The 19,125-nt window shown below is 57.7% G+C and carries 22 protein-coding genes and 1 tRNA gene; 4 read left to right on the plus strand and 19 right to left on the minus strand.

What is annotated here, in order from left to right:
* Window positions 1-62 precede the first annotated feature (62 nt).
* The 9 genes from PMI18_RS04725 to thrS form a co-directional block, all read right to left on the minus strand.
* A tRNA-Pro gene (locus PMI18_RS04725) sits at window positions 63-139 on the minus strand.
* 89 nt (window positions 140-228) lie between these two features.
* Window positions 229-585, minus strand: coding sequence for a MerR family transcriptional regulator (locus PMI18_RS04720; protein ID WP_003179985.1), 357 nt, complete (start codon window positions 583-585; stop codon window positions 229-231).
* Complete coding sequence (ihfA, locus tag PMI18_RS04715; protein WP_002553164.1) at window positions 566-868, minus strand: integration host factor subunit alpha; 303 nt, start codon at window positions 866-868, stop codon at window positions 566-568. Before ihfA ends, PMI18_RS04720 begins: the two co-directional genes overlap by 20 nt.
* Before the next feature lie 3 nt (window positions 869-871).
* On the minus strand, window positions 872-3,253 hold the full coding sequence (pheT, locus tag PMI18_RS04710) for a phenylalanine--tRNA ligase subunit beta (RefSeq protein WP_007905875.1): 2,382 nt from the start codon (window positions 3,251-3,253) through the stop codon (window positions 872-874).
* Between the two features lie 26 nt (window positions 3,254-3,279).
* On the minus strand, window positions 3,280-4,296 hold the full coding sequence (gene pheS / locus PMI18_RS04705; protein WP_007905876.1) for a phenylalanine--tRNA ligase subunit alpha: 1,017 nt from the start codon (window positions 4,294-4,296) through the stop codon (window positions 3,280-3,282).
* A 109-nt stretch (window positions 4,297-4,405) separates the two neighbouring features.
* Window positions 4,406-4,762, minus strand: a complete 357-nt coding sequence (rplT, locus tag PMI18_RS04700; RefSeq protein WP_007905879.1) for a 50S ribosomal protein L20 — start codon at window positions 4,760-4,762, stop codon at window positions 4,406-4,408.
* Between the two features lie 28 nt (window positions 4,763-4,790).
* Window positions 4,791-4,985, minus strand: coding sequence for a 50S ribosomal protein L35 (gene rpmI / locus PMI18_RS04695; protein ID WP_002553160.1), 195 nt, complete (start codon window positions 4,983-4,985; stop codon window positions 4,791-4,793).
* Between the two features lie 60 nt (window positions 4,986-5,045).
* A complete protein-coding gene (infC, locus tag PMI18_RS0129815) occupies window positions 5,046-5,597 on the minus strand; it encodes a translation initiation factor IF-3 (protein ID WP_169857083.1) in 552 nt (183 codons plus the stop codon).
* Window positions 5,597-7,519: a threonine--tRNA ligase gene (gene thrS, locus PMI18_RS04690; RefSeq protein WP_007905880.1), complete on the minus strand. Its 1,923-nt coding sequence runs from the start codon at window positions 7,517-7,519 to the stop codon at window positions 5,597-5,599. The genes infC and thrS overlap by 1 nt, the downstream gene beginning before the upstream one ends.
* Window positions 7,520-7,893: 374 nt before the next feature.
* On the opposite strand from thrS, the gene PMI18_RS04685 reads away from it, so the two are divergent.
* Window positions 7,894-8,196 (plus strand): hypothetical protein, encoded by a 303-nt coding sequence (locus PMI18_RS04685; RefSeq protein ID WP_007905881.1) that lies wholly within the window; start codon window positions 7,894-7,896, stop codon window positions 8,194-8,196.
* 290 nt (window positions 8,197-8,486) lie between these two features.
* A complete protein-coding gene (locus PMI18_RS04680; protein WP_007905882.1) occupies window positions 8,487-8,699 on the plus strand; it encodes a cold-shock protein in 213 nt (70 codons plus the stop codon).
* A 72-nt stretch (window positions 8,700-8,771) separates the two neighbouring features.
* On the opposite strand, the gene PMI18_RS04675 is transcribed toward PMI18_RS04680, so the two are convergent.
* Complete coding sequence (locus PMI18_RS04675) at window positions 8,772-9,089, minus strand: I78 family peptidase inhibitor (protein WP_007905884.1); 318 nt, start codon at window positions 9,087-9,089, stop codon at window positions 8,772-8,774.
* A 165-nt stretch (window positions 9,090-9,254) separates the two neighbouring features.
* Window positions 9,255-9,560, minus strand: a complete 306-nt coding sequence (locus PMI18_RS04670) for a hypothetical protein (protein ID WP_007905888.1) — start codon at window positions 9,558-9,560, stop codon at window positions 9,255-9,257.
* Between the two features lie 131 nt (window positions 9,561-9,691).
* Between PMI18_RS04670 and PMI18_RS04665 the strand changes: the two genes are divergently transcribed.
* Window positions 9,692-9,898 carry a hypothetical protein gene (locus PMI18_RS04665; RefSeq protein WP_007905889.1) on the plus strand — a complete coding sequence of 69 codons (207 nt, stop codon included), beginning with the start codon at window positions 9,692-9,694 and terminating at the stop codon, window positions 9,896-9,898.
* Between the two features lie 39 nt (window positions 9,899-9,937).
* Here PMI18_RS04665 and PMI18_RS04660 read toward each other — a convergent pair whose 3' ends face one another.
* The 8 genes from PMI18_RS04660 to PMI18_RS04625 all read right to left on the minus strand — a co-directional run bounded on the left by PMI18_RS04660 (window position 9,938) and on the right by PMI18_RS04625 (window position 17,555).
* The gene (locus tag PMI18_RS04660) at window positions 9,938-10,966 is read right to left on the minus strand and encodes a nucleoside hydrolase (protein WP_007905890.1); all 1,029 of its coding nucleotides are present in this window, start codon (window positions 10,964-10,966) and stop codon (window positions 9,938-9,940) included.
* Window positions 10,967-10,999: 33 nt separating this feature from the next.
* Window positions 11,000-11,404: a D-ribose pyranase gene (gene rbsD / locus PMI18_RS04655; protein ID WP_007905891.1), complete on the minus strand. Its 405-nt coding sequence runs from the start codon at window positions 11,402-11,404 to the stop codon at window positions 11,000-11,002.
* The gene (rbsK, locus tag PMI18_RS04650; RefSeq protein ID WP_007905893.1) at window positions 11,401-12,318 is read right to left on the minus strand and encodes a ribokinase; all 918 of its coding nucleotides are present in this window, start codon (window positions 12,316-12,318) and stop codon (window positions 11,401-11,403) included. The genes rbsD and rbsK overlap by 4 nt, the downstream gene beginning before the upstream one ends.
* A gap of 39 nt (window positions 12,319-12,357) precedes the next feature.
* Entirely contained in the window at window positions 12,358-13,377 is a 1,020-nt protein-coding gene (locus PMI18_RS04645) for a LacI family DNA-binding transcriptional regulator (protein ID WP_007905896.1), read from the minus strand.
* 3 nt (window positions 13,378-13,380) lie between these two features.
* Window positions 13,381-14,358, minus strand: coding sequence for an ABC transporter permease (locus PMI18_RS04640; protein WP_007905898.1), 978 nt, complete (start codon window positions 14,356-14,358; stop codon window positions 13,381-13,383).
* Window positions 14,355-15,908 (minus strand): sugar ABC transporter ATP-binding protein, encoded by a 1,554-nt coding sequence (locus PMI18_RS04635; protein ID WP_007905900.1) that lies wholly within the window; start codon window positions 15,906-15,908, stop codon window positions 14,355-14,357. The genes PMI18_RS04640 and PMI18_RS04635 overlap by 4 nt, the downstream gene beginning before the upstream one ends.
* Before the next feature lie 56 nt (window positions 15,909-15,964).
* Complete coding sequence (locus PMI18_RS04630; protein ID WP_007905901.1) at window positions 15,965-16,921, minus strand: sugar ABC transporter substrate-binding protein; 957 nt, start codon at window positions 16,919-16,921, stop codon at window positions 15,965-15,967.
* Window positions 16,922-17,102: 181 nt separating this feature from the next.
* Entirely contained in the window at window positions 17,103-17,555 is a 453-nt protein-coding gene (locus PMI18_RS04625) for a hypothetical protein (RefSeq protein ID WP_007905903.1), read from the minus strand.
* 336 nt (window positions 17,556-17,891) lie between these two features.
* Between PMI18_RS04625 and PMI18_RS04620 the strand changes: the two genes are divergently transcribed.
* The gene (locus PMI18_RS04620) at window positions 17,892-18,980 is read left to right on the plus strand and encodes an asparaginase (protein WP_007905904.1); all 1,089 of its coding nucleotides are present in this window, start codon (window positions 17,892-17,894) and stop codon (window positions 18,978-18,980) included.
* The last annotated feature ends 145 nt before the right edge of the window (window positions 18,981-19,125 follow it).

A 19,125-nucleotide genomic window follows, 5' to 3' on the forward strand; every position in this document is an offset into this window, starting at 1 on the left:
GACTGCGTTTTCACACGGTCTGTATCTGATCGGCTTAATTGTCTGATTTTACTCAGGAAATATGGTCGGGACGGAGTGATTCGAACACTCGACCCCTAGCACCCCATGCTAGTGCGCTACCGGACTGCGCTACGCCCCGACTAGGCGTTGAATCTGTTCCTCATCTCGAGGAACGCTCAAGAATATATCGCAAGCTTTTGAAAACTGGAAGTATTTAAAAGCAGGAATTTATTTCTTGAGCACCACCAGAACATCTTCAAGCTCGGCGATCATCTGGCGGATCATTTGTTTGTATTGGGTGGTGTCGTCTTTGGCTTCATCGCCGGACAAACGCAAGCGTGCGCCGCCGATGGTAAACCCCTGATCGTAAAGAAGCGCGCGGATCTGCCGGATCATCAGCACGTCCTGGCGCTGATAATACCGGCGGTTTCCGCGGCGTTTGACGGGGTTGAGTTGAGGAAACTCCTGCTCCCAGTAGCGCAGCACGTGCGGTTTTACGGCACATAGCTCGCTGACTTCACCAATGGTGAAGTAGCGTTTGCCCGGGATGACGGGTAGTTCGTCGTTATGACTTGGTTCCAGCATAAGCCTCAACTCGGGCCTTCAACTTCTGCCCTGGACGAAAGGTGACCACACGGCGAGCCGTGATCGGGATCTCTTCTCCCGTTTTCGGATTGCGGCCAGGCCGCTGGCGTTTGTCCCGAAGGTCGAAATTGCCGAAACCGGACAATTTGACTTGTTCGTTGTCTTCAAGAGCGTGCCTGATTTCTTCAAAAAACAGTTCGACCAATTCCTTGGCCTCCCGCTTGTTCAGGCCCAGCTCTTCATACAGACGTTCCGCCATCTCAGCTTTCGTCAAAGCCCCCATACGTCACTTCCTTAACGTGGCGTTCAACCTTTGTTCGAGCGAGGTGAGGATGTTTTGCGTCGTGGTATTCACCTCATCGTCATTAAGAGTGCGCGATGGATGCTGCCAGGTCAAGCCAACTGCAAGGCTTTTTCTATGCGGATCAATGCCTTTACCCTGATACACGTCAAATAGCCTGAGGTCTGTCAGCCATTCACCTGCATTTTCACGGATTACGTCGAGTACGGCAGTGGCCGCAACGTCTTTGTCCGCCAGCAGTGCAAGGTCACGACGCACTTCAGGAAAGCGCGATAACTCCTGGAATTTAGGCATTTTGCCCAACGCCACTTCGGCCAGAACCAGCTCGAATACGAAGACCGGACGGTCGAGACCGAGGGTTTTCGACAATTCAGGGTGGATCGCGCCAACGAAACCTACCAAACGGCCTTCACGTTCGATGCGCGCGGTTTGACCCGGGTGCAATGCTGGGTGTTTGCCCGGCACGAAAGTGAACGAATCCAGTGCACCGGCGAAGCCCAGTACCGCTTCCACATCAGCTTTGACGTCGAAGAAGTCCACGACATCGCGACCTTGTGCCCAGCCTTCTGGCAGACGGCTACCGCACACCACACCCGCCAGCATCGGCTCTTGCTTCAAGCCTTCCAGCTGACCGACGAAGCGCAGGCCGCTTTCGAACAGACGCACGCGATCCTGCTGACGGTTCAGGTTGTGCTGAAGCGCCTTGACCAGACCAGGCCACAGGGACGAACGCATGGCAGCCATGTCGTTGGAAATCGGGTTGGCCAGCAGCAGCGGCTCAACACCCGGATTAAACAACTCGAACTGTTTCGGATCGATGAAACTGTAGGTGATCGCTTCCTGATAACCACGAGCCACCAGCAGACGACGTAGCTCAGGCAGATCGCTGCGCGCTTCGGCCTTGGCTTGCGGCGCCAGACGGGCTTGCGGGTAGCGAACCGGCAGACGGTTGTAACCGTACAGACGGGCCAGCTCTTCGATCAGGTCGACTTCCAGGCTGATATCGAAGCGGAAGCTTGGCACTTCTACGCGCCACTGCCCTGCCTCATCGGCGGTAATGGTCAGGCCCAAAGCGCTGAGCAGACGCTCGACTTCGGCCGAATCCATTTCCATGCCCAGCATCTGGGTGATGCGCTGGGCACGCAGGGTGATCGGCGCGATCGACGGCAGGTGCTGTTCGCTGACGGTTTCGATGATCGGGCCGGCTTCGCCACCGGTGATTTCCAGCAGCAGGCCAGTAGCACGCTCCATGGCTTCGCGGGCCAGCTTCCAGTCCACACCACGCTCGTAGCGGTGCGAGGCGTCGGTGTGCAAGCCGTAGGAACGAGCCTTGCCAGCGACAGCAATCTGGTCGAAGAACGCGCTTTCCAGGAAAATATCGCGAGTGGTCGCGGTGTTGACGCCGCTGTGCTCGCCACCCATGACGCCGGCGATAGCCAAGGCACGGGTGTGGTCTGCAATCACCAGCGTATCGCTACGCAGGCTGACTTCCTGACCGTCGAGCAGCACCAGCTTCTCGCCTTCTTCGGCCATGCGTACGCGGATGCCGCCATTGATTTCGGCGAGATCGAACGCGTGCAGCGGCTGACCCAGTTCCAGCATCACATAGTTAGTGATGTCGACGGCAGCGTCGATGCTGCGCACGTCGGCACGACGCAGACGCTCGACCATCCACAGCGGCGTAGGCTTGGACAGGTCAACGTTACGGATCACACGACCCAAGTAACGCGGGCACGCGGCCGGTGCCAGTACTTCAATCGAACGCACTTCATCGTGCACGGCCGGAACGCTGGCAATCATCGGGCGCACGACTTGGGCAGCATAAAGAGCGCCGACTTCACGGGCCAGACCGGCCAGCGACAGGCAGTCACCGCGGTTCGGGGTCAGATCGACCTCGATGCTGGCGTCATCCAGGCTCAGGTACTCACGAATGTCCTGACCGACCGGCGCATCGGCCGGCAATTCCATCAGGCCATCGTTGCCTTCGCCGATTTGCAGCTCGGCCTGGGAGCACAGCATGCCGTTGGATTCAACGCCACGCAGCTTGGCTTTCTTGATTTTGAAGTCGCCTGGCAGTTCGGCACCGATCATGGCGAACGGGATCTTCAGGCCCGGGCGCACGTTTGGCGCACCGCACACGACCTGGAAAGTCTCCGAGCCATTGCTGACCTGGCAAACACGCAACTTGTCGGCGTCCGGGTGTTGCTCGGTGCTCAGCACCTCGCCAACCACCACGCCACTGAATTCACCGGCGGCCGGCGTAACGCTATCGACCTCAAGACCGGCCATCGACAGACGAGCAACCAGCTCGTCGCGACTTACCTGCGGGCTTACCCAGCCACGCAGCCATTGTTCACTGAATTTCATCCTGCTCTCCTAAGAATTCGTTACGACTAGCGAAATTGCGCGAGGAACCGCAAGTCGTTGTCGAAGAACAGACGCAAGTCGTTCACGCCGTAACGCAGCATGGCCAGACGCTCAACGCCCATGCCGAAGGCAAAGCCCGAAAACTCTTCCGGGTCGATCCCGGACATGCGCAGCACATTCGGGTGAACCATGCCGCAGCCCATCACTTCCAGCCAGCCAGTCTGCTTGCAGACGCGGCAGCCTTTACCGCTGCACATCACGCATTCCATGTCGACTTCAGCGGATGGCTCGGTGAACGGGAAGTACGAAGGACGGAAACGCACGGCCAGTTCTTTTTCGAAGAACACGCGCAGAAACTCTTCGATGGTGCCTTTCAAGTCGGCGAAATTGATATCGCGGTCGACCAGCAGGCCTTCGACCTGGTGGAACATCGGGGAGTGAGTGATATCGGAGTCGCTACGGTACACACGGCCTGGGCAGACGATGCGGATCGGCGGCTGTTTCGATTCCATGGTGCGGACCTGTACCGGCGAGGTATGGGTGCGCAGCAACATGTTGGCATTGAAATAGAAGGTGTCATGCATCGACCGGGCCGGGTGATGGCCTGGGATGTTGAGCGCTTCAAAGTTGTGGTAATCGTCTTCGACCTCAGGGCCTTCGGCAATGCCGTAGCCGATGTGGGTGAAGAACTGTTCGATACGTTCCAGAGTGCGAGTAACCGGATGCAGACCACCGGAGGTCTGACCGCGGCCAGGCAGGGTCACGTCAATGGACTCGGCGGACAGTTTGGCGGCCAGGTCGGCCTCTTCAAACAGTGCCTTGCGCGCATTGAGAACCTCTGTGACACGCTCCTTGGCAACGTTGATCAGCGCGCCGACTTGCGGGCGCTCTTCTGCCGGCAAATTCCCCAGGGTCTTCATCACCTGAGTCAATTCGCCCTTTTTGCCAAGGTAGTGAACCCGGATTTGCTCCAGGGCATTGATATCTTCAGCGCTTTGCACAGCCTCTAGTGCTTGAGAGACGAGCGCATCCAGGTTTTCCATGTACAGACTCCAGATACAAAATAGGGGAAGAGCTTGAAGGCTCTTCCCCTATTTATGACGTTTAACACCTGGCCCCACAGAGGTGAGGCCGGGTGACTGTCGGGGGTACTTAAGCCAAGGTGGCTTTAGCTTTCTCGACAATCGCAGCAAACGCCGCTTTTTCGTTCACTGCCAGATCAGCCAGAACCTTACGGTCGATCTCGATGGACGCTTTTTTCAGGCCGGCGATGAAACGGCTGTAGGACAGACCGTTGATACGTGCACCAGCGTTGATACGAGCGATCCACAGAGCGCGGAACTGACGTTTTTTCTGACGACGGTCACGGTAGGCGTATTGGCCTGCCTTGATTACCGCTTGCTTGGCAACACGGAATACGCGCGAGCGAGCGCCGTAGTAGCCTTTAGCAAGTTTCAGAATTTTTTTGTGACGTTTACGGGCAATGACGCCACGCTTTACACGAGCCATGAGTTACTTCCTCTATTCTTGACTAAAATTAACGAAGGCGCAGCATGCGCTCGACTTTTGCCACGTCAGACGGATGCAGCAAGCTGCTACCGCGCAGTTGACGCTTACGCTTGGTCGACATTTTAGTCAGGATGTGGCTCTTGAAAGCGTGCTTGTGCTTGATACCGTTAGCAGTTTTCAAAAACCGCTTAGCAGCACCACTTTTAGTTTTCATTTTTGGCATGTTCGGATACTCCGCATTCAGTTGATAAACATAATCAGAAGGCCTGCCGTGCCCTATTGATTACTTCTTCTTTTTCGGGGCGATGACCATGATCAGCTGGCGTCCTTCCATCTTAGGATGCTGTTCGACCGAACCGTACTCGAGCAAGTCACCTTCAACTCGCTTGAGGAGTTCCATCCCCAGCTCCTGGTGGGCCATCTCACGGCCGCGGAATCGCAAGGATACCTTGGCCCTGTCCCCATCACTCAGGAAACGTACCAGGTTGCGCAGTTTTACCTGGTAATCCCCTTCCTCCGTCCCTGGACGAAACTTGATTTCTTTAACCTGAATCTGCTTCTGGTTTTTCTTGGCCGCGGCAATCTGCTTCTTCTTCTCGAAGATCGATTTGCCGTAGTCCATCAGTTTGCAAACAGGGGGTACTGCATCGGCGGAAATTTCCACCAAATCCAGCTTGGCCTCTTCAGCCTTAAGAAGCGCGTCTTCAATTGACACAATCCCAAGCTGTTCACCTTCAGCCCCAATTAACCGAACCTCGCGTGCCGAGATATTCTCGTTGATCGGGGCTTTCGGTGCAGCTCGTTTATCTTGTCTCATTTCACGCTTAATAGTAATTACTCCGAATCTGGGCGACCACGCCGGGAAACCGCTTGCGCGAGAAACTCAGCGAACTGGGCGACGGGCATCGAGCCCAGGTCAGCACCTTCACGAGTACGCACAGCGACAGTCTGCATCTCGACTTCCCGATCTCCGATAACCAAGAGATAGGGAACCTTGAGCAAAGTATGCTCGCGGATTTTAAAGCCGATCTTTTCATTTCTCAAGTCAGACTTGGCACGAAATCCGCTTTCATTGAGGGTTTTTTCAACCTCGGCGGCAAAATCAGCCTGTTTATCAGTGATATTCATGATCACTGCCTGGGTCGGAGCCAGCCACGCGGGGAATGCACCCTCGTAGTGCTCGATCAGGATTCCGACGAAACGTTCGAACGAACCCAGGATCGCCCGGTGCAACATAACCGGGTGCTTGCGACTGTTGTCTTCGGAGACGTATTCGGCTCCCAGACGGACAGGCAGGTTAAAATCGAGCTGAAGGGTACCACACTGCCAGACACGGCCAAGGCAATCTTTCAGCGAGAACTCGATCTTCGGACCGTAGAACGCCCCTTCGCCTGGCTGCAGATCGTACGGCAAGCCAGCGCTATCAAGGGCTGCAGCCAGTGCCGCTTCAGCGCGATCCCACAGCTCATCGGAGCCGACGCGTTTTTCCGGACGAGTGGACAGCTTCATCTCGACGTCTTTGAAGCCGAAGTCGGCATAAACGTCCATGGTCAGCTTGATGAACGCAGCGGATTCAGCCTGCATCTGCTCTTCAGTACAGAAGATGTGAGCATCGTCCTGAGTGAAGGCGCGAACGCGCATGATGCCGTGCAGTGCACCCGACGGCTCGTTACGGTGGCAGGCACCGAACTCGGCCAGACGCATCGGCAGCTCGCGGTAGCTTTTCAGGCCCTGATTGAACACCTGCACGTGGCACGGGCAGTTCATCGGCTTGATGGCGTAGTCGCGGTTTTCCGACTGAGTGGTGAACATGTTGTCGGCGTAGTTGGCCCAGTGCCCGGATTTCTCCCACAGGCTGCGGTCAACGACTTGTGGAGTTTTGATCTCCAGGTAGCCGTTGTCGCGCTGAACCTTGCGCATGTACTGCTCGAGCACCTGGTACAGAGTCCAGCCGTTCGGGTGCCAGAACACCATGCCCGGCGACTCTTCCTGGGTGTGGAACAGGCCCAGGCGCTTGCCGATCTTGCGGTGATCGCGCTTCTCGGCTTCTTCGATGCGCTGGATGTAAGCCGCCAGTTGCTTCTTGTCCGCCCATGCGGTGCCGTAAACGCGCTGCAATTGCTCGTTCTTGGCATCGCCACGCCAGTAGGCGCCGGACAGCTTGGTCAGTTTGAAGGATTTCAGGAAGCGCGTGTTCGGCACGTGCGGACCGCGGCACATGTCGACGTATTCTTCGTGATAGTACAGGCCCATGGCCTGCTCGTTCGGCATGTCTTCGACCAGACGCAGCTTGTAGTCTTCGCCGCGAGCCTTGAACACTTCAATCACTTCGGCGCGCGGAGTGACTTTCTTGATCACGTCGTAATCTTTCTCGATCAGCTGCTGCATGCGCTGTTCGATGGCGGCCAGGTCGTCCGGCGTGAAAGGACGCTCGAAAGCGATGTCGTAATAGAAGCCTTCGTCGATGACCGGACCGATGACCATTTTGGCCGTCGGGTACAGCTGCTTGACCGCGTGGCCAACCAGGTGGGCGCAAGAGTGGCGAATGATCTCCAGCCCCTCTTCATCCTTTGGCGTAATGATTTGCAGCGAGGAATTGCTGTCGATGATGTCGCTGGCGTCGACCAGCTTGCCATTGACTTTGCCGGCCACGGTGGCCTTGGCCAGACCGGCACCGATGGATGCGGCGACCTCGGCTACGGAAACCGGGTGATCGAATGAACGTTGACTGCCGTCGGGAAGAGTAATAGTTGGCATGGCGCCTCCTCTCCTAGTGGTGACCCCTACCAAAGGTCACGTGGGTTGGGATGAGCCAGTACAAGATCCGATCCAGGCCATTCAATAACGAACGCCTGCCTTACAGCGGCAGGAGCCTTGCGGCCAACCGGAAAACCGAACCAGAGTGACTGGGATTCAAATCAGGGTTATTCGAGCCGCTGCCGCTACCGGGACGGAAGGTCATCCGGAGCCTGCAAACGCCCGAGCGAAGCATGCTAGCACAGATGAACGGTCATCGCGGTGGCAAGGTTTTCTGCTGGGGCAAATCAGGCATTTTTATGCCAGAGTGCTGAACTTGAACCCTGCTTTACCCCTCAGATAACAAGACATTGACCCAAAAGGAGCATCCCAGCATGCGTCTGAATCGTTTATTCGCCATCGTCGCACCCGTCGTCCTGTTGCTGCCGCTGGCTGCCCATGCCGATTGGCCAAAGGGCGAGCGCGAGAAATACATGGCTCAGTGCACTCAAGCGGCCACTCCGCAGATCGGCGCTGCGGCAGCCAAGTCACACTGCGCATGTGGTGCCGACGCGATCAAATCGTACCCGGCCAGCGACATTCAGTCGTTGATGGACAACAAGGCCAGCCCGGAACTGCAACAGAAGGCACTGGGCCAGATCGCCAAATGCAAGGCCAATGCACCGGCGAAAAAGTGAGAAAAAAGCCCTTGTGATCCGGCTCATCGCTGAAAAAAAGGGCCGGATTTCACCTTTTTCGTACGATTTATGCAGGTTTTACAGCTTTTTTTATTGTCTTTACTTTCGGCTGAAAGCCTTTTAAACCGGGGCTTTCAGCCACACGAAGCAACAAAGCAAACGCTACTGAAGGGCAAACAGCACACCCGGGGGGCTCCCAAAGCGAACATTTCGACTATGATACTCCGGTGTGCCCAGTTGGCCTGAGCAGCACAGTACTACTGAAAATATATGTTTCTTGGAGATACACCATGTCTAATCGCCAAACCGGCACCGTTAAATGGTTCAACGATGAAAAAGGCTTCGGCTTCATCACTCCTCAAGGTGGCGGTGACGACCTGTTCGTACACTTCAAAGCTATCGAAAGCGACGGTTTCAAAAGCCTGAAAGAAGGCCAGACCGTTTCCTTCGTGGCTGAGAAAGGCCAAAAGGGTATGCAAGCTGCACAAGTCCGCGCTGAGTAATTTTCAGCCGCACTAAAAAAACCCCGTCCATGTGACGGGGTTTTTTATGGGCGAAACAAAAGCCTGAAGCAATCAGCCGCAATTAACGCGGGTGACCACCAGATTGTTATCGGTGTTCAGGTTCAAGCGATCGGAGCGGTACTCCAGGGTCACCATGTCATCAGGCTTGAGGAACCGGGCGTTCTGCGCGCCTGCGCGGGTACGTGCCTGTTCCAGCAGTTCGGGCGAAGCCTTTTTGCCAATGGTGAATTCGGCAGCCTTTGCTTCACAACGGCTGTGGCCGGTGTCGGTCGCCACAGGGCCCTTTGCCGACTCGGTAGACGTACTGCTGCAACCGGCCAGCAGGGTGGCGGCCAACAAAGTACCCAATGACGCGAGCTTCCAAGGCATGAAGCCTCCTTTTTTCAATAGTTAAGCTGAGATCGTGCGACCGCCATTTTGGCGTTTGGTTTCAGAGCGGGCGCTATCGCCCTGCCCTCGATCCGGGCAGCGGCGAGTGTGCCTGAGCATCGGCATGCCGTTCATCACTCAATCGTGACTGAATATGAACGGCGATCAATAAACGTCGATGTAGTCGAAAGGCGGCTTCGGCCAGTTCTCCTTGAGCGCATTGAAGATCTGCATGACCCAGACCTCGTCGCTGGCCGCGACCAATCCGACATAACCGGAGCCCTTGGCCCAGGTCTCCAGGCGAAACAGCAACCCGTCGATGTCGGTGCCGCCCACAACACCCGACGAAATGTAGGCGATGCCGCCCTTGGTGACCCGCAGCTGGGTGTGTTCATCGTCGCTGGCAGAGGCCAGCAGCTGACGTACCGCTTCGAGGGTCAAGCCGTCAGGAGTGTTCAAATCGATCTGCACAGCACGGTCCTTGAAAATCCATCAAAGACCAAGTGTCGCATAGCCCTCCCCTCATGCCTAAGTCGGAGTGCCAAACGCCGCGCAAAATGGTTAACTCGACATTCAGACATCCCGATTTCACGAGCGCCATCATGACCACCGTAAGCATCGACGCCAACATCACAATCAAGTGGCCACAGGGCCACAGCTCTTACAGCCCGGGCAGCCCGGAAGAGTTGGCAATCATTGGTATCGATTTACTGGTCAAGGAACTGGGGACACAAGCCGCCCAGACATTCATCGCCCAGATACTCGAGAAATACCCCGCCGATTACATGGGCCTGACAGATAGCGAGTGAATGTAAAAACCCGCAGGCTGGCACCTGCGGGCGCAGGGCTTACTTCAGACGCGCCAGACGCTGGGTCAGCAAGTCGAAGAAGCCCTGAGCGTCGCCGCTTTCAACCCAGAAGGCATTTTTCGGTGCCTTCAGGCCGTCATACCAGTCGACGATGGTCTGGCCGAAGGTCGGCCCTTCGCGACTATCAACCACTACGTTGACCGAACGCCCGGTGAACAGCTCCGGCTTGAGCAGGTAAGCGATGACTGTAGCGTCATGCACCGGGCCACCCGGAATGCCGTAGTGCTCCATGTCGCCTTTGACGTACTCGTTGAGAATATCGCCCACCAGCTTGCTGGCATTGTTGTTCAGGGCGGCGATCTGCTTCAGACGCGCTTCACTGGTCAGAATCTTGTGGGTCACGTCCAGCGGCAGGTAGGTCAGCTTGACGCCACTTTTGAGCACCACTTCCGCAGCCTGAGGGTCGGCGAACAGGTTGAATTCGGCCACCGGGGTGATGTTGCCGCCGTTGAAGTGCGCACCGCCCATGATCACCACTTCCTTGATGCCCTGAACGATTTCAGGTTCCTGGATCAGCGCCAGGGCCAGGTTGGTCTGTGGACCGAGCATGGCGATGGTGATGCTGTGGGGTTTGGCGGTCTTCAGGGTATCGATCAGATAGTTGACCGCATTGCCTTCGGCCAGGCCTTTCTTCGGCTCGTGCACCGTGACACCCGACAAGCCTTCCTTGCCGTGAATGTTCTCGGCATAGATCGGCGTGCGCATCATTGGTTTCGGTGCGCCCGCGTAAACAGGCACCTCTTCGCGCCCTGCCCACTCACGGGCCAGACGCGCATTACGCGAGGTCTTGTCCAGACGCACGTTGCCAGCAACGGTGGTCAGCGCACGAATATTCAGCTCTTCAGGCGATGCCAGGGCAAACAGCAAGGCGACCACGTCATCGGCACCCGGATCGGTGTCGATGATCAAGTCGATCTTTTCCGCCGCTTGGGCGCTTGTTGCGGTAATCAGGGACAAAAGCAGCAGACTCCGAAGCAGATGATGCAGTTTCTGAGCATAGCGGTGCATAGCGCACTCCTTGTGCGTGGGAAGAACGGAACGTTAAAACGTTACTCCAGCCACCAAAACGATGTTGCAGTACGGCTGACATTCGCCTGTACGAACAATCGCCCGTGCTTGTCGGCTGAGTGCTTTGAATTGGTCATGACTGAGCAGTTCGCGCCGGCCCAGCGCACCTTCGGCATTCAGTTCATCCAGCGCGCTCAAGGCCGACGGTTTCTTGTCCAGAATCTCATGGGCCAGCACATGGCTTTCGACCTGCATTTCGCTGAGCACAACCTTCAAGGTACTGATGAAATCCGGAATGCCGTGAGTCAAGGCCAGGTCGATCAATTCGACGCCGGGTGGAACCGGCAGACCGGCATCGCCGATTACGACTGTGTCGCCATGGCCCAGGGAGGCGATCAGCCGCGACAGCGCGACGTTGAGCAAAGAAGTCTTTTTCATGGTGCTTTAAAGGCCTGTACGTCGGACAAGGTGGGAATCGAAGGTTGCGCGCCAGCCCGGGTGACCGACAGCGCTGCGGCGACCTGGCCGAAACGGATCGCATCGGCCTCGCTTTGGCCGGCCGCCAAGGCTGCTGCGAAACCACCGACGAACGTGTCGCCGGCTGCGGTGGTATCGACCGCCTTCACTTTCGCTGCCGGGAAATGCTCGAAGCGTGTGCCATTGGCCAATAGCGATCCCTGAGCGCCGAGAGTGATGATCACTTTGCCGGCGCCCATGGCAATCAAACGGGTGGCAGCAGTTTCGGCGCTGCTCAAGGAGTCCACCGGCAAACCGCTCAAGGCCGAGGCTTCGCTTTCGTTGGGTATCAGGTAATCGATGGCCGCATACCAATCCGCCGGCAGCGGGCGACTGGCCGGCGCCGGATTGAGAATCACGGTTTTACCCAGCTCACGACCGCGCTTCAGAGCATGGCCGACCGTCGCATCCGGCACTTCCAGCTGACAGATAATGACATCCGCCGCTTGTAACACCGCGTCGAAACGGTCGATCACTTCGGGCGTCAGCGCGCCATTGGCACCGGCAACAATCACGATCGCGTTCTGACTGTTGTCATCGACCACGATCAATGCCACACCGCTGGAATCTTCAACCGTACTGACCGCCTGGCAGTCGATCTGCTCGGCCAACAACGCCCCGCGCAGCGCTTCGCCATAGGCGTCGCTGCCGACACAACCGACCATCGACACCTGCGCCCCCAGCCGCGCCGCGGCCACGGCCTGGTTCGCGCCCTTGCCGCCGGAAACCGTGGCAAACGATTGGCCGATCAGCGTTTCACCACCACGGGGCAGCCGTGGCGCCCGGGTTACCAAGTCCATGTTCAGACTGCCTATTACCACTACTTTTGCTGGCATACATCACTCGTCAATTCTGTTTCTGCGGTGCTTTTGGTTTCAGCGGTATTGGGCGAACACACCGGCCAGCGGCGCAGTCGATTCTCGCAGGACAATACTGGGCGTCACGATGCGCTGATCGGTCGCCAGACCCGGTGTGGTAATCCTGCGCAACAGCACTTCGGCCGCCATCTCGCCAAGCTGCAGGATCGACTGGCCCACGGTGGTCAGCGCTGGATAGACGTAACGGCTCATCTGGATATCGTCGAAGCCAATCACCGACAGCTCGGTGGGCACACGAATATTGCGCTCGGCAGCGGCGCGCAACACACCGATGCCAATCATGTCGTTACCGGCAAAGATCGCGCTGGGTGGGTTCTTTTCCAAAAGGATCGCGGCGGCGTTGTAACCGCCCGTGCTGGTGAAGTCGCTCTCCAGCATGCGCTCGCGCGGCACTTCGACACCCGCCTCTTTCAAGGCGCGGCAATAACCGGCCAGACGCATTTGCGCCACGCTGGTACTTGCCGGCCCACCAATCGTGGCGATGTCGCGGTGCCCCAGATCCAATAGGTGCCGGGTCGCCAGATAGGCACCGTATTCGTGATCGATGCGCACCAGATCGGCATCGAGACCTTCGAGCCCACGGTCGACGATCACCATCGGCGTACGCACACCCGCCAAACCTTCGGCCAGTCCGCCATCCCCCCCGGCTGAGGCAACGATCAGGCCGTCAATGCGTTTTTCCAGCAGCACGCGAAGGTAGCTGCGTTGCTTGTCCGGGTTGTCGTCGGAGTTGCAGAGGATGACGCAATAGCCGTTGCGCTCGCAGTAATCCTCGATGCCTCGGGCCAACTCGGCGAAGTACGGGTTGAGGCTGTTGGGCACCAGCAGGCCGATGGTCGCGGTGGTTTTCGCTTTCAACGACCGGGCCACGGCACTGGGCACGTAGTCGAGGCTTTTGATCGCCGCTTCGACCTTGATCCGTACTTCCTCACTGACCGGCCGCGTCTTGTTCACCACATGGGAAACCGTGGTGTAGGAAATGCCTGCAAGTGCCGCTACATCCTTGATTGTTGCCATGACTCAGGTCCGCCGGCTTGCGCGCTGACTGCGATAAGTATCAAGCACCACTGCCACCACGATCACCGCACCGGTGATGATGCGTTTGGTGGGTTCGGTCGCGCCGATCTGCGCCAGACCGGCCGCCAGTACCGAGATGATAAGGACGCCAAAGAATGTACTGATGACCGAACCGCGTCCGCCCATCAGGCTGGTGCCGCCGATCACGACCGCGGCGATCACCTGCAGCTCCAGACCGGAGCCGGCATTCGGGTCCGCCGCTTCCAGGCGTGAAATCTGAAACAACGCAGCGATACCGGCCAACAGCCCCATCAGACTGAAGACCAGGATCTTGTAGGGCTTCGGATTGATCCCCGCCAGACGCACTGCCTCTTCGTTGGTGCCGATGCCGATCAGGTAACGACCGAACACCGTACGCGTCAGCACGGCCTGGGCGATGAAGATAATCAGCAAGGCAATGATGAATGACGGGGAGATGCCGAACGCGATCGGGTTGGACAGCCAGGCGAAGGCATCACCGATGTAGGCAGTGCGCGAACCGGTCATTTGATACGCCAGGCCCCGCGCCATTTCCAGCACGCCGAGGGACACGATGAACGACGGAATCCGCCAGGCCACGGTGATCGAGCCGGTGATGGTCCCGGCCAATGCCGCTACCGCCATGCCGAGCAAGGCCGCAGGCAAGACGCTCCAGCCCCAACCGAGAATCGCCACGCTGACCGCCGAGGCCGCGAGCGCCAGTACCGACCCCACCGACAAGTCGATACCGCCGATGATCAATACGAAGGTCATGCCGACCGCCAGCACCATCAAATCGGGAATCTGGTTGGCCAGGGTGCTGAAGGTGTCGTAGGACAGGAAATGGCTGCTCAGGACCGAGAACAGCGCGACCATCGCCAGCAAGGCACCGGCCAGGCCCAGATATGTGCCGAGTCCGTAAAAATTGCCACTACGTTTGCCGGCCAAAGATGCAGTATTCATGGAAGATCCCTAGGCGCTGCTTCGTTGAGCAACGCATCACGTTTTTGGTAGCCGGCGAAAGCGGCGGCAAGCAAATCATCCTGGGTCCAGCTGTCACGTTCGAAGGTGTCGATCAGACGCCCTGCCGACAGCACACCGATGCGATCGCAGATCAGCATCAGTTCGCGCAAGTCGCTGGACACCACTACCAGCGCTTTGCCCTGACGGGTCAACTCACCGAGTAATGCGTAGATATCGAACTTGGCGCCGACGTCGATGCCACGGGTCGGCTCGTCGAACAGCATCACCGTGCAGTCGCGCTCCAGCCAGCGGCCGATCACGACTTTCTGCTGATTGCCGCCGGACAGTTCCGAGACCAATTGCGTCGGGCTGGAACTGCGAATGCGCATCGCGTTGATCTGACGCTGGGCCAGAGACATCTCGTCACCGTTATTGACGAAGCCACCGCTGGAAATCACCGGCATATTGCCCAAGGCGATGTTGGCGCTGATCGATTGCGTCAGCAGCAGGCCTTCGCCTTTGCGGTCTTCGGTGATCAGGGCGATGCCGTGACCGACCGCGTCGGCTGGCGAACGAATACTCACCACCTGAGCCGACGCCCCCAGCGCGACGGTGCCGCTGTCGGCTGTATCGGCGCCGAAGATCAGGCGCAGTAACTCAGTGCGCCCTGCCCCGATCAAACCGGAAATTCCGAAAATTTCGCCGGCGCGCACTTCGAAGGACACATCGCGGACTTTGTCGGAACGGGTCAGCCCTTTGACCGTCAAGGCCGGCGCGCCGATCTTGCGCGGCCCCATGTCGATGTGCTCGCCCAACTCACGGCCGACCATCAGGGTGACCAGTTGCTCGCTGTTGTAATTGGCCATTGGCTCGACACAGACCAGGTTGCCGTCGCGCAATACCGCGATGCGCTGGGCCACCCGAGCCAGCTCTTCGAGGCGGTGGGAAATGTAGATGATCGACACGCCACGAGCCTGCAGTCGAGTGATCTGCTCGAACAGCATTTCGACTTCACGGGCCGTGAGCATGGCTGTCGGCTCGTCGAGAATCAGCACGTGGCAATCGCCGATCAGATTGCGGGCGATCTCCACCATCTGTTGATGGCCGATACCCAGTTCGCCAACCAACGTATCTGGATCGATGGCGTCCAGGCCGACCTGGGCCATGGCCTCGATCGCAGCCTTGCGCAGTTGCTTGCGGCTTATCCAGCCACCGTGGCTGGGCAGGTTGTCGAGAAACAGGTTTTCCGCCACCGACAACGTCGGCAACAGATTGAGTTCTTGCATGACCATGCGGATGCCCAGCTCTTCGGCCTGGCTCCGGCTCCCAGGACGGTAATCCTGCCCCTGGAATTGCATCTGGCCGATGGTCGGCGTGACCAGTCCGCCAATGATTTTCGACAGCGTGCTTTTGCCGGCACCATTCTCGCCGGTCAGCGCCAGCACTTCACCGCGCATCAGCGTCAGGTCGATACCGGTGAGGACGGGTTGGGCATAGGTTTTACCGATACCGCTGACCGAGAGGACAGCGTTCGGGGCGCAAACGGACATAAAAACTCTCCATGTGCTCGCCCCAAGAGGCGAGCACCGTTGTGTCGCCAGAAGGACTACTTGGTAACCAGCTCTACCGGAGTTTCGATGACGCCATTGACGCCGCTATCGACTGTCTCGCCCTTGATGATTTTCAGCGCAGTCTCAATGCCGAACACTGCTTGCCGGGCAGCAAACTGGTCGGCGGTGGCCAGGACGCGGCCATCCTTGAGCATTGGCTTGATGGCGTTGATGTTGTCGTAACCGACCACTTGCACCTTGCCGGCCTTGCCCGCCGCGCGCACGGCAGATACTGCGCCGACGGCCATGCTGTCGTTGCCGGCCAACAGGGCCTTGATGTTCGGGTATTCGCTGAGCATCGACGAGGCAACCTTGCCGCCCTTGTCGATTTCCCAATCGCCGGACTGCAGGGACACGACTTTGATCTGCGCCGCCTCCATCGCATCCTTGAAGCCCGCCGTACGCTGCTGGGCGTTGGTGGTGGTGGAGACGCCTTCGATGATGCCGACTTCGTCACCAGCCTTCAGCTGTTTGGCCAGGTACTCACCCACCAGACGCGCGCCTTTGCGGTTGTCCGGACCTACGAACGGAACGGTGATGTTTTTACTTTTGACCACGGCCGGGTCCAGCTGGTTATCGATATTGATTACGGTAATGCCGGCATCGACTGCTTTCTTGATGACCGGGACCATGGCCTTGGAGTCTGCCGGGGCGATGACCAATGCGTTGACCTTGGACAAAATCATTTGCTCGACGATACGCGTCTGGCCGGCCGTGTCCGTTTCGTCCTTGATGCCGTTGGAGATCAGTTCGAAGTCACCGGAGTGGTCTTTCTGGTAGGACTTGGCGCCGTCTTCCATGGTCAGGAAGAATTCGTTGGCCAGGGATTTCATGACCAGTGCGACTTTAGGTTTTTCCGGGGTTTCGGCGAAAGCCGAAGAAACAGGCAAAGCGGCGGATGCGGCAGCCAGCATTGCGACAGCGAGAAGACGTCCAGCGAATGGCAGCTTCATGGGTTCACTCCGATCTTATGATTATTCTGAGCAACGCTTGCGCTGAAGGAGCCCTGGACTCTGACCCTCGCTGGATCCAGCCATCGAAGGCGACCGCGCAAACGTTTGCGTAGACCGAACTATGCGAACCCTGTCGGGATTTGTCAACGACCCGTTCTGTGTCTCGGTCGGCCCTTTTACATCACGCCGTGGTGCTGACCAGATTGCCACTGCTGGAACCCTTGGCCAGCTCTTTGACCAGATTGCCTGTCACTTGCGCGAGCGCACCGCTGGTATCGGCGATTTGCCCCTGAATCGACATGACCGCGGTGGCTTTGGCATCCGGAGTCGGATAATTCGCTGCCTGAGCGGCCGCCAGTTGCTGCTGCTGTTCGCGCAGCTGCTGCTGCAGTTCCTGCATGCGCTTGAGCAGTACCTGCACCGCAATACTTTGATTGCTGCTTTTTTCGGATTTGGCTTCGCCCTGAGTCTGCGCAGCCCCACCGGCTCTGACTTGGTTGTCGCTCCCCTCCTGTTCACCCAGCGCTTGGGCCGAGGCGTCGGAGGTCGCTTCACTCAAGGCATTGATGGTCGCCGGGGACTTGCCCGCGATAGTGATTGCGCCTGCATTTGGAAAACCGACAGTAAACGACATATGAACTCCTGGAAAAGATCCCTTTAAAGGAGCATCGACCTGCGCGGGGGTTTCTTTAGCACTGATTTCCGATTTTGCAAGTCGACTGTCTCAATGAAGGTCGGAGAGCCGAACGTAAAAGCTACATATGTTCGGAAACCCGGACAACCGAGTGCGGATACTTTTCCAGACGTTTCAATAATTCATATAAGAATCATAAGGTTAAAAGATCTTATTGTTGAATATCAGGCTGGTACAGATCCTGCTCTTCTCCTACACCCCCGGCGTTCAGATCTGCTTGGGGGCGTGTCTAGATGAACCTGCATCCGCAACGTTTCACTACGAGAGAAAACAATAATGAAATCTGCCTTCAACACTTTTATTCCGGGCGCTTTGGCCCTGCTATTGCTTCTGCCCACCGCCCTTCAGGCAAAAGAAGTCGAAACCCAACAGAAACTGGCAAACGTGGTGATCCTGGCCACCGGCGGCACGATTGCTGGCGCGGGAGCCAGTGCCGCGAATAGCGCCACCTACCAAGCGGCGAAAGTCGGTATCGAACAATTGATCGCAGGGGTTCCGGAACTGAGCCAATTGGCCAACGTTCGCGGCGAACAGGTCATGCAGATCGCGTCCGAAAGCATCACCAACGACAACCTGCTGCAACTGGGCCGTCGCGTGGCTGAGCTGGCCGACAGCAAAGACGTCGATGGTATTGTCATCACCCACGGCACCGACACACTGGAAGAAACCGCTTACTTCCTCAACCTGGTGGAAAAAACCGACAAGCCGATCATCGTTGTAGGCTCCATGCGCCCTGGCACCGCCATGTCGGCCGACGGCATGCTGAACCTGTACAACGCCGTCGCCGTGGCCAGCAGCAAAGACGCGCGCGGCAAAGGCGTACTGGTGACCATGAACGATGAAATCCAGTCGGGTCGCGATGTCAGCAAAATGATCAACATCAAGACCGAGGCATTCAAAAGTGCCTGGGGCCCACTGGGCATGGTGGTCGAAGGCAAATCCTACTGGTTCCGACTGCCAGCCAAGCGTCATACCATGGACTCGGAATTCGACATCAAAACCATCAAGAGCTTGCCTGACGTCGAAGTTGCCTATTCCTATGGCAACGTCAGCGACACCGCCTACAAAGCCCTGGCTCAATCGGGCGCCAAAGCCATCATCCACGCCGGTACCGGCAATGGCTCGGTTTCGGCTCGCGTGGTTCCCGCCCTGCAAGCCCTGCGCAAGGACGGCGTACAAATCATTCGTTCTTCCCACGTCAACGCCGGTGGTTTCGTACTGCGTAACGCCGAACAGCCTGACGACAAGTACGACTGGGTTGTGGCTAACGACCTGAACCCGCAAAAAGCCCGCATCCTGGCCATGGTCGCACTGACCAAGACCAACGACAGCAAAGAGCTGCAACGGATGTTCTGGGAGTACTGATTCGCCCTCGCCCGACCTGTTCTGGTCGGGCATCGCTGCCACCACTCGCCAGTCTTGGTGAGTGGTTCACGACCTTTCCGATAAAAAAATCCCCATCGTCCTACACCAAACGGAAAAAACTACTGTCAGAGGATTTTCTTGAATT

It is taken from the genome of Pseudomonas sp. GM102, assembly GCF_000282555.1.
Classification (GTDB): Bacteria; Pseudomonadota; Gammaproteobacteria; order Pseudomonadales; family Pseudomonadaceae; genus Aquipseudomonas.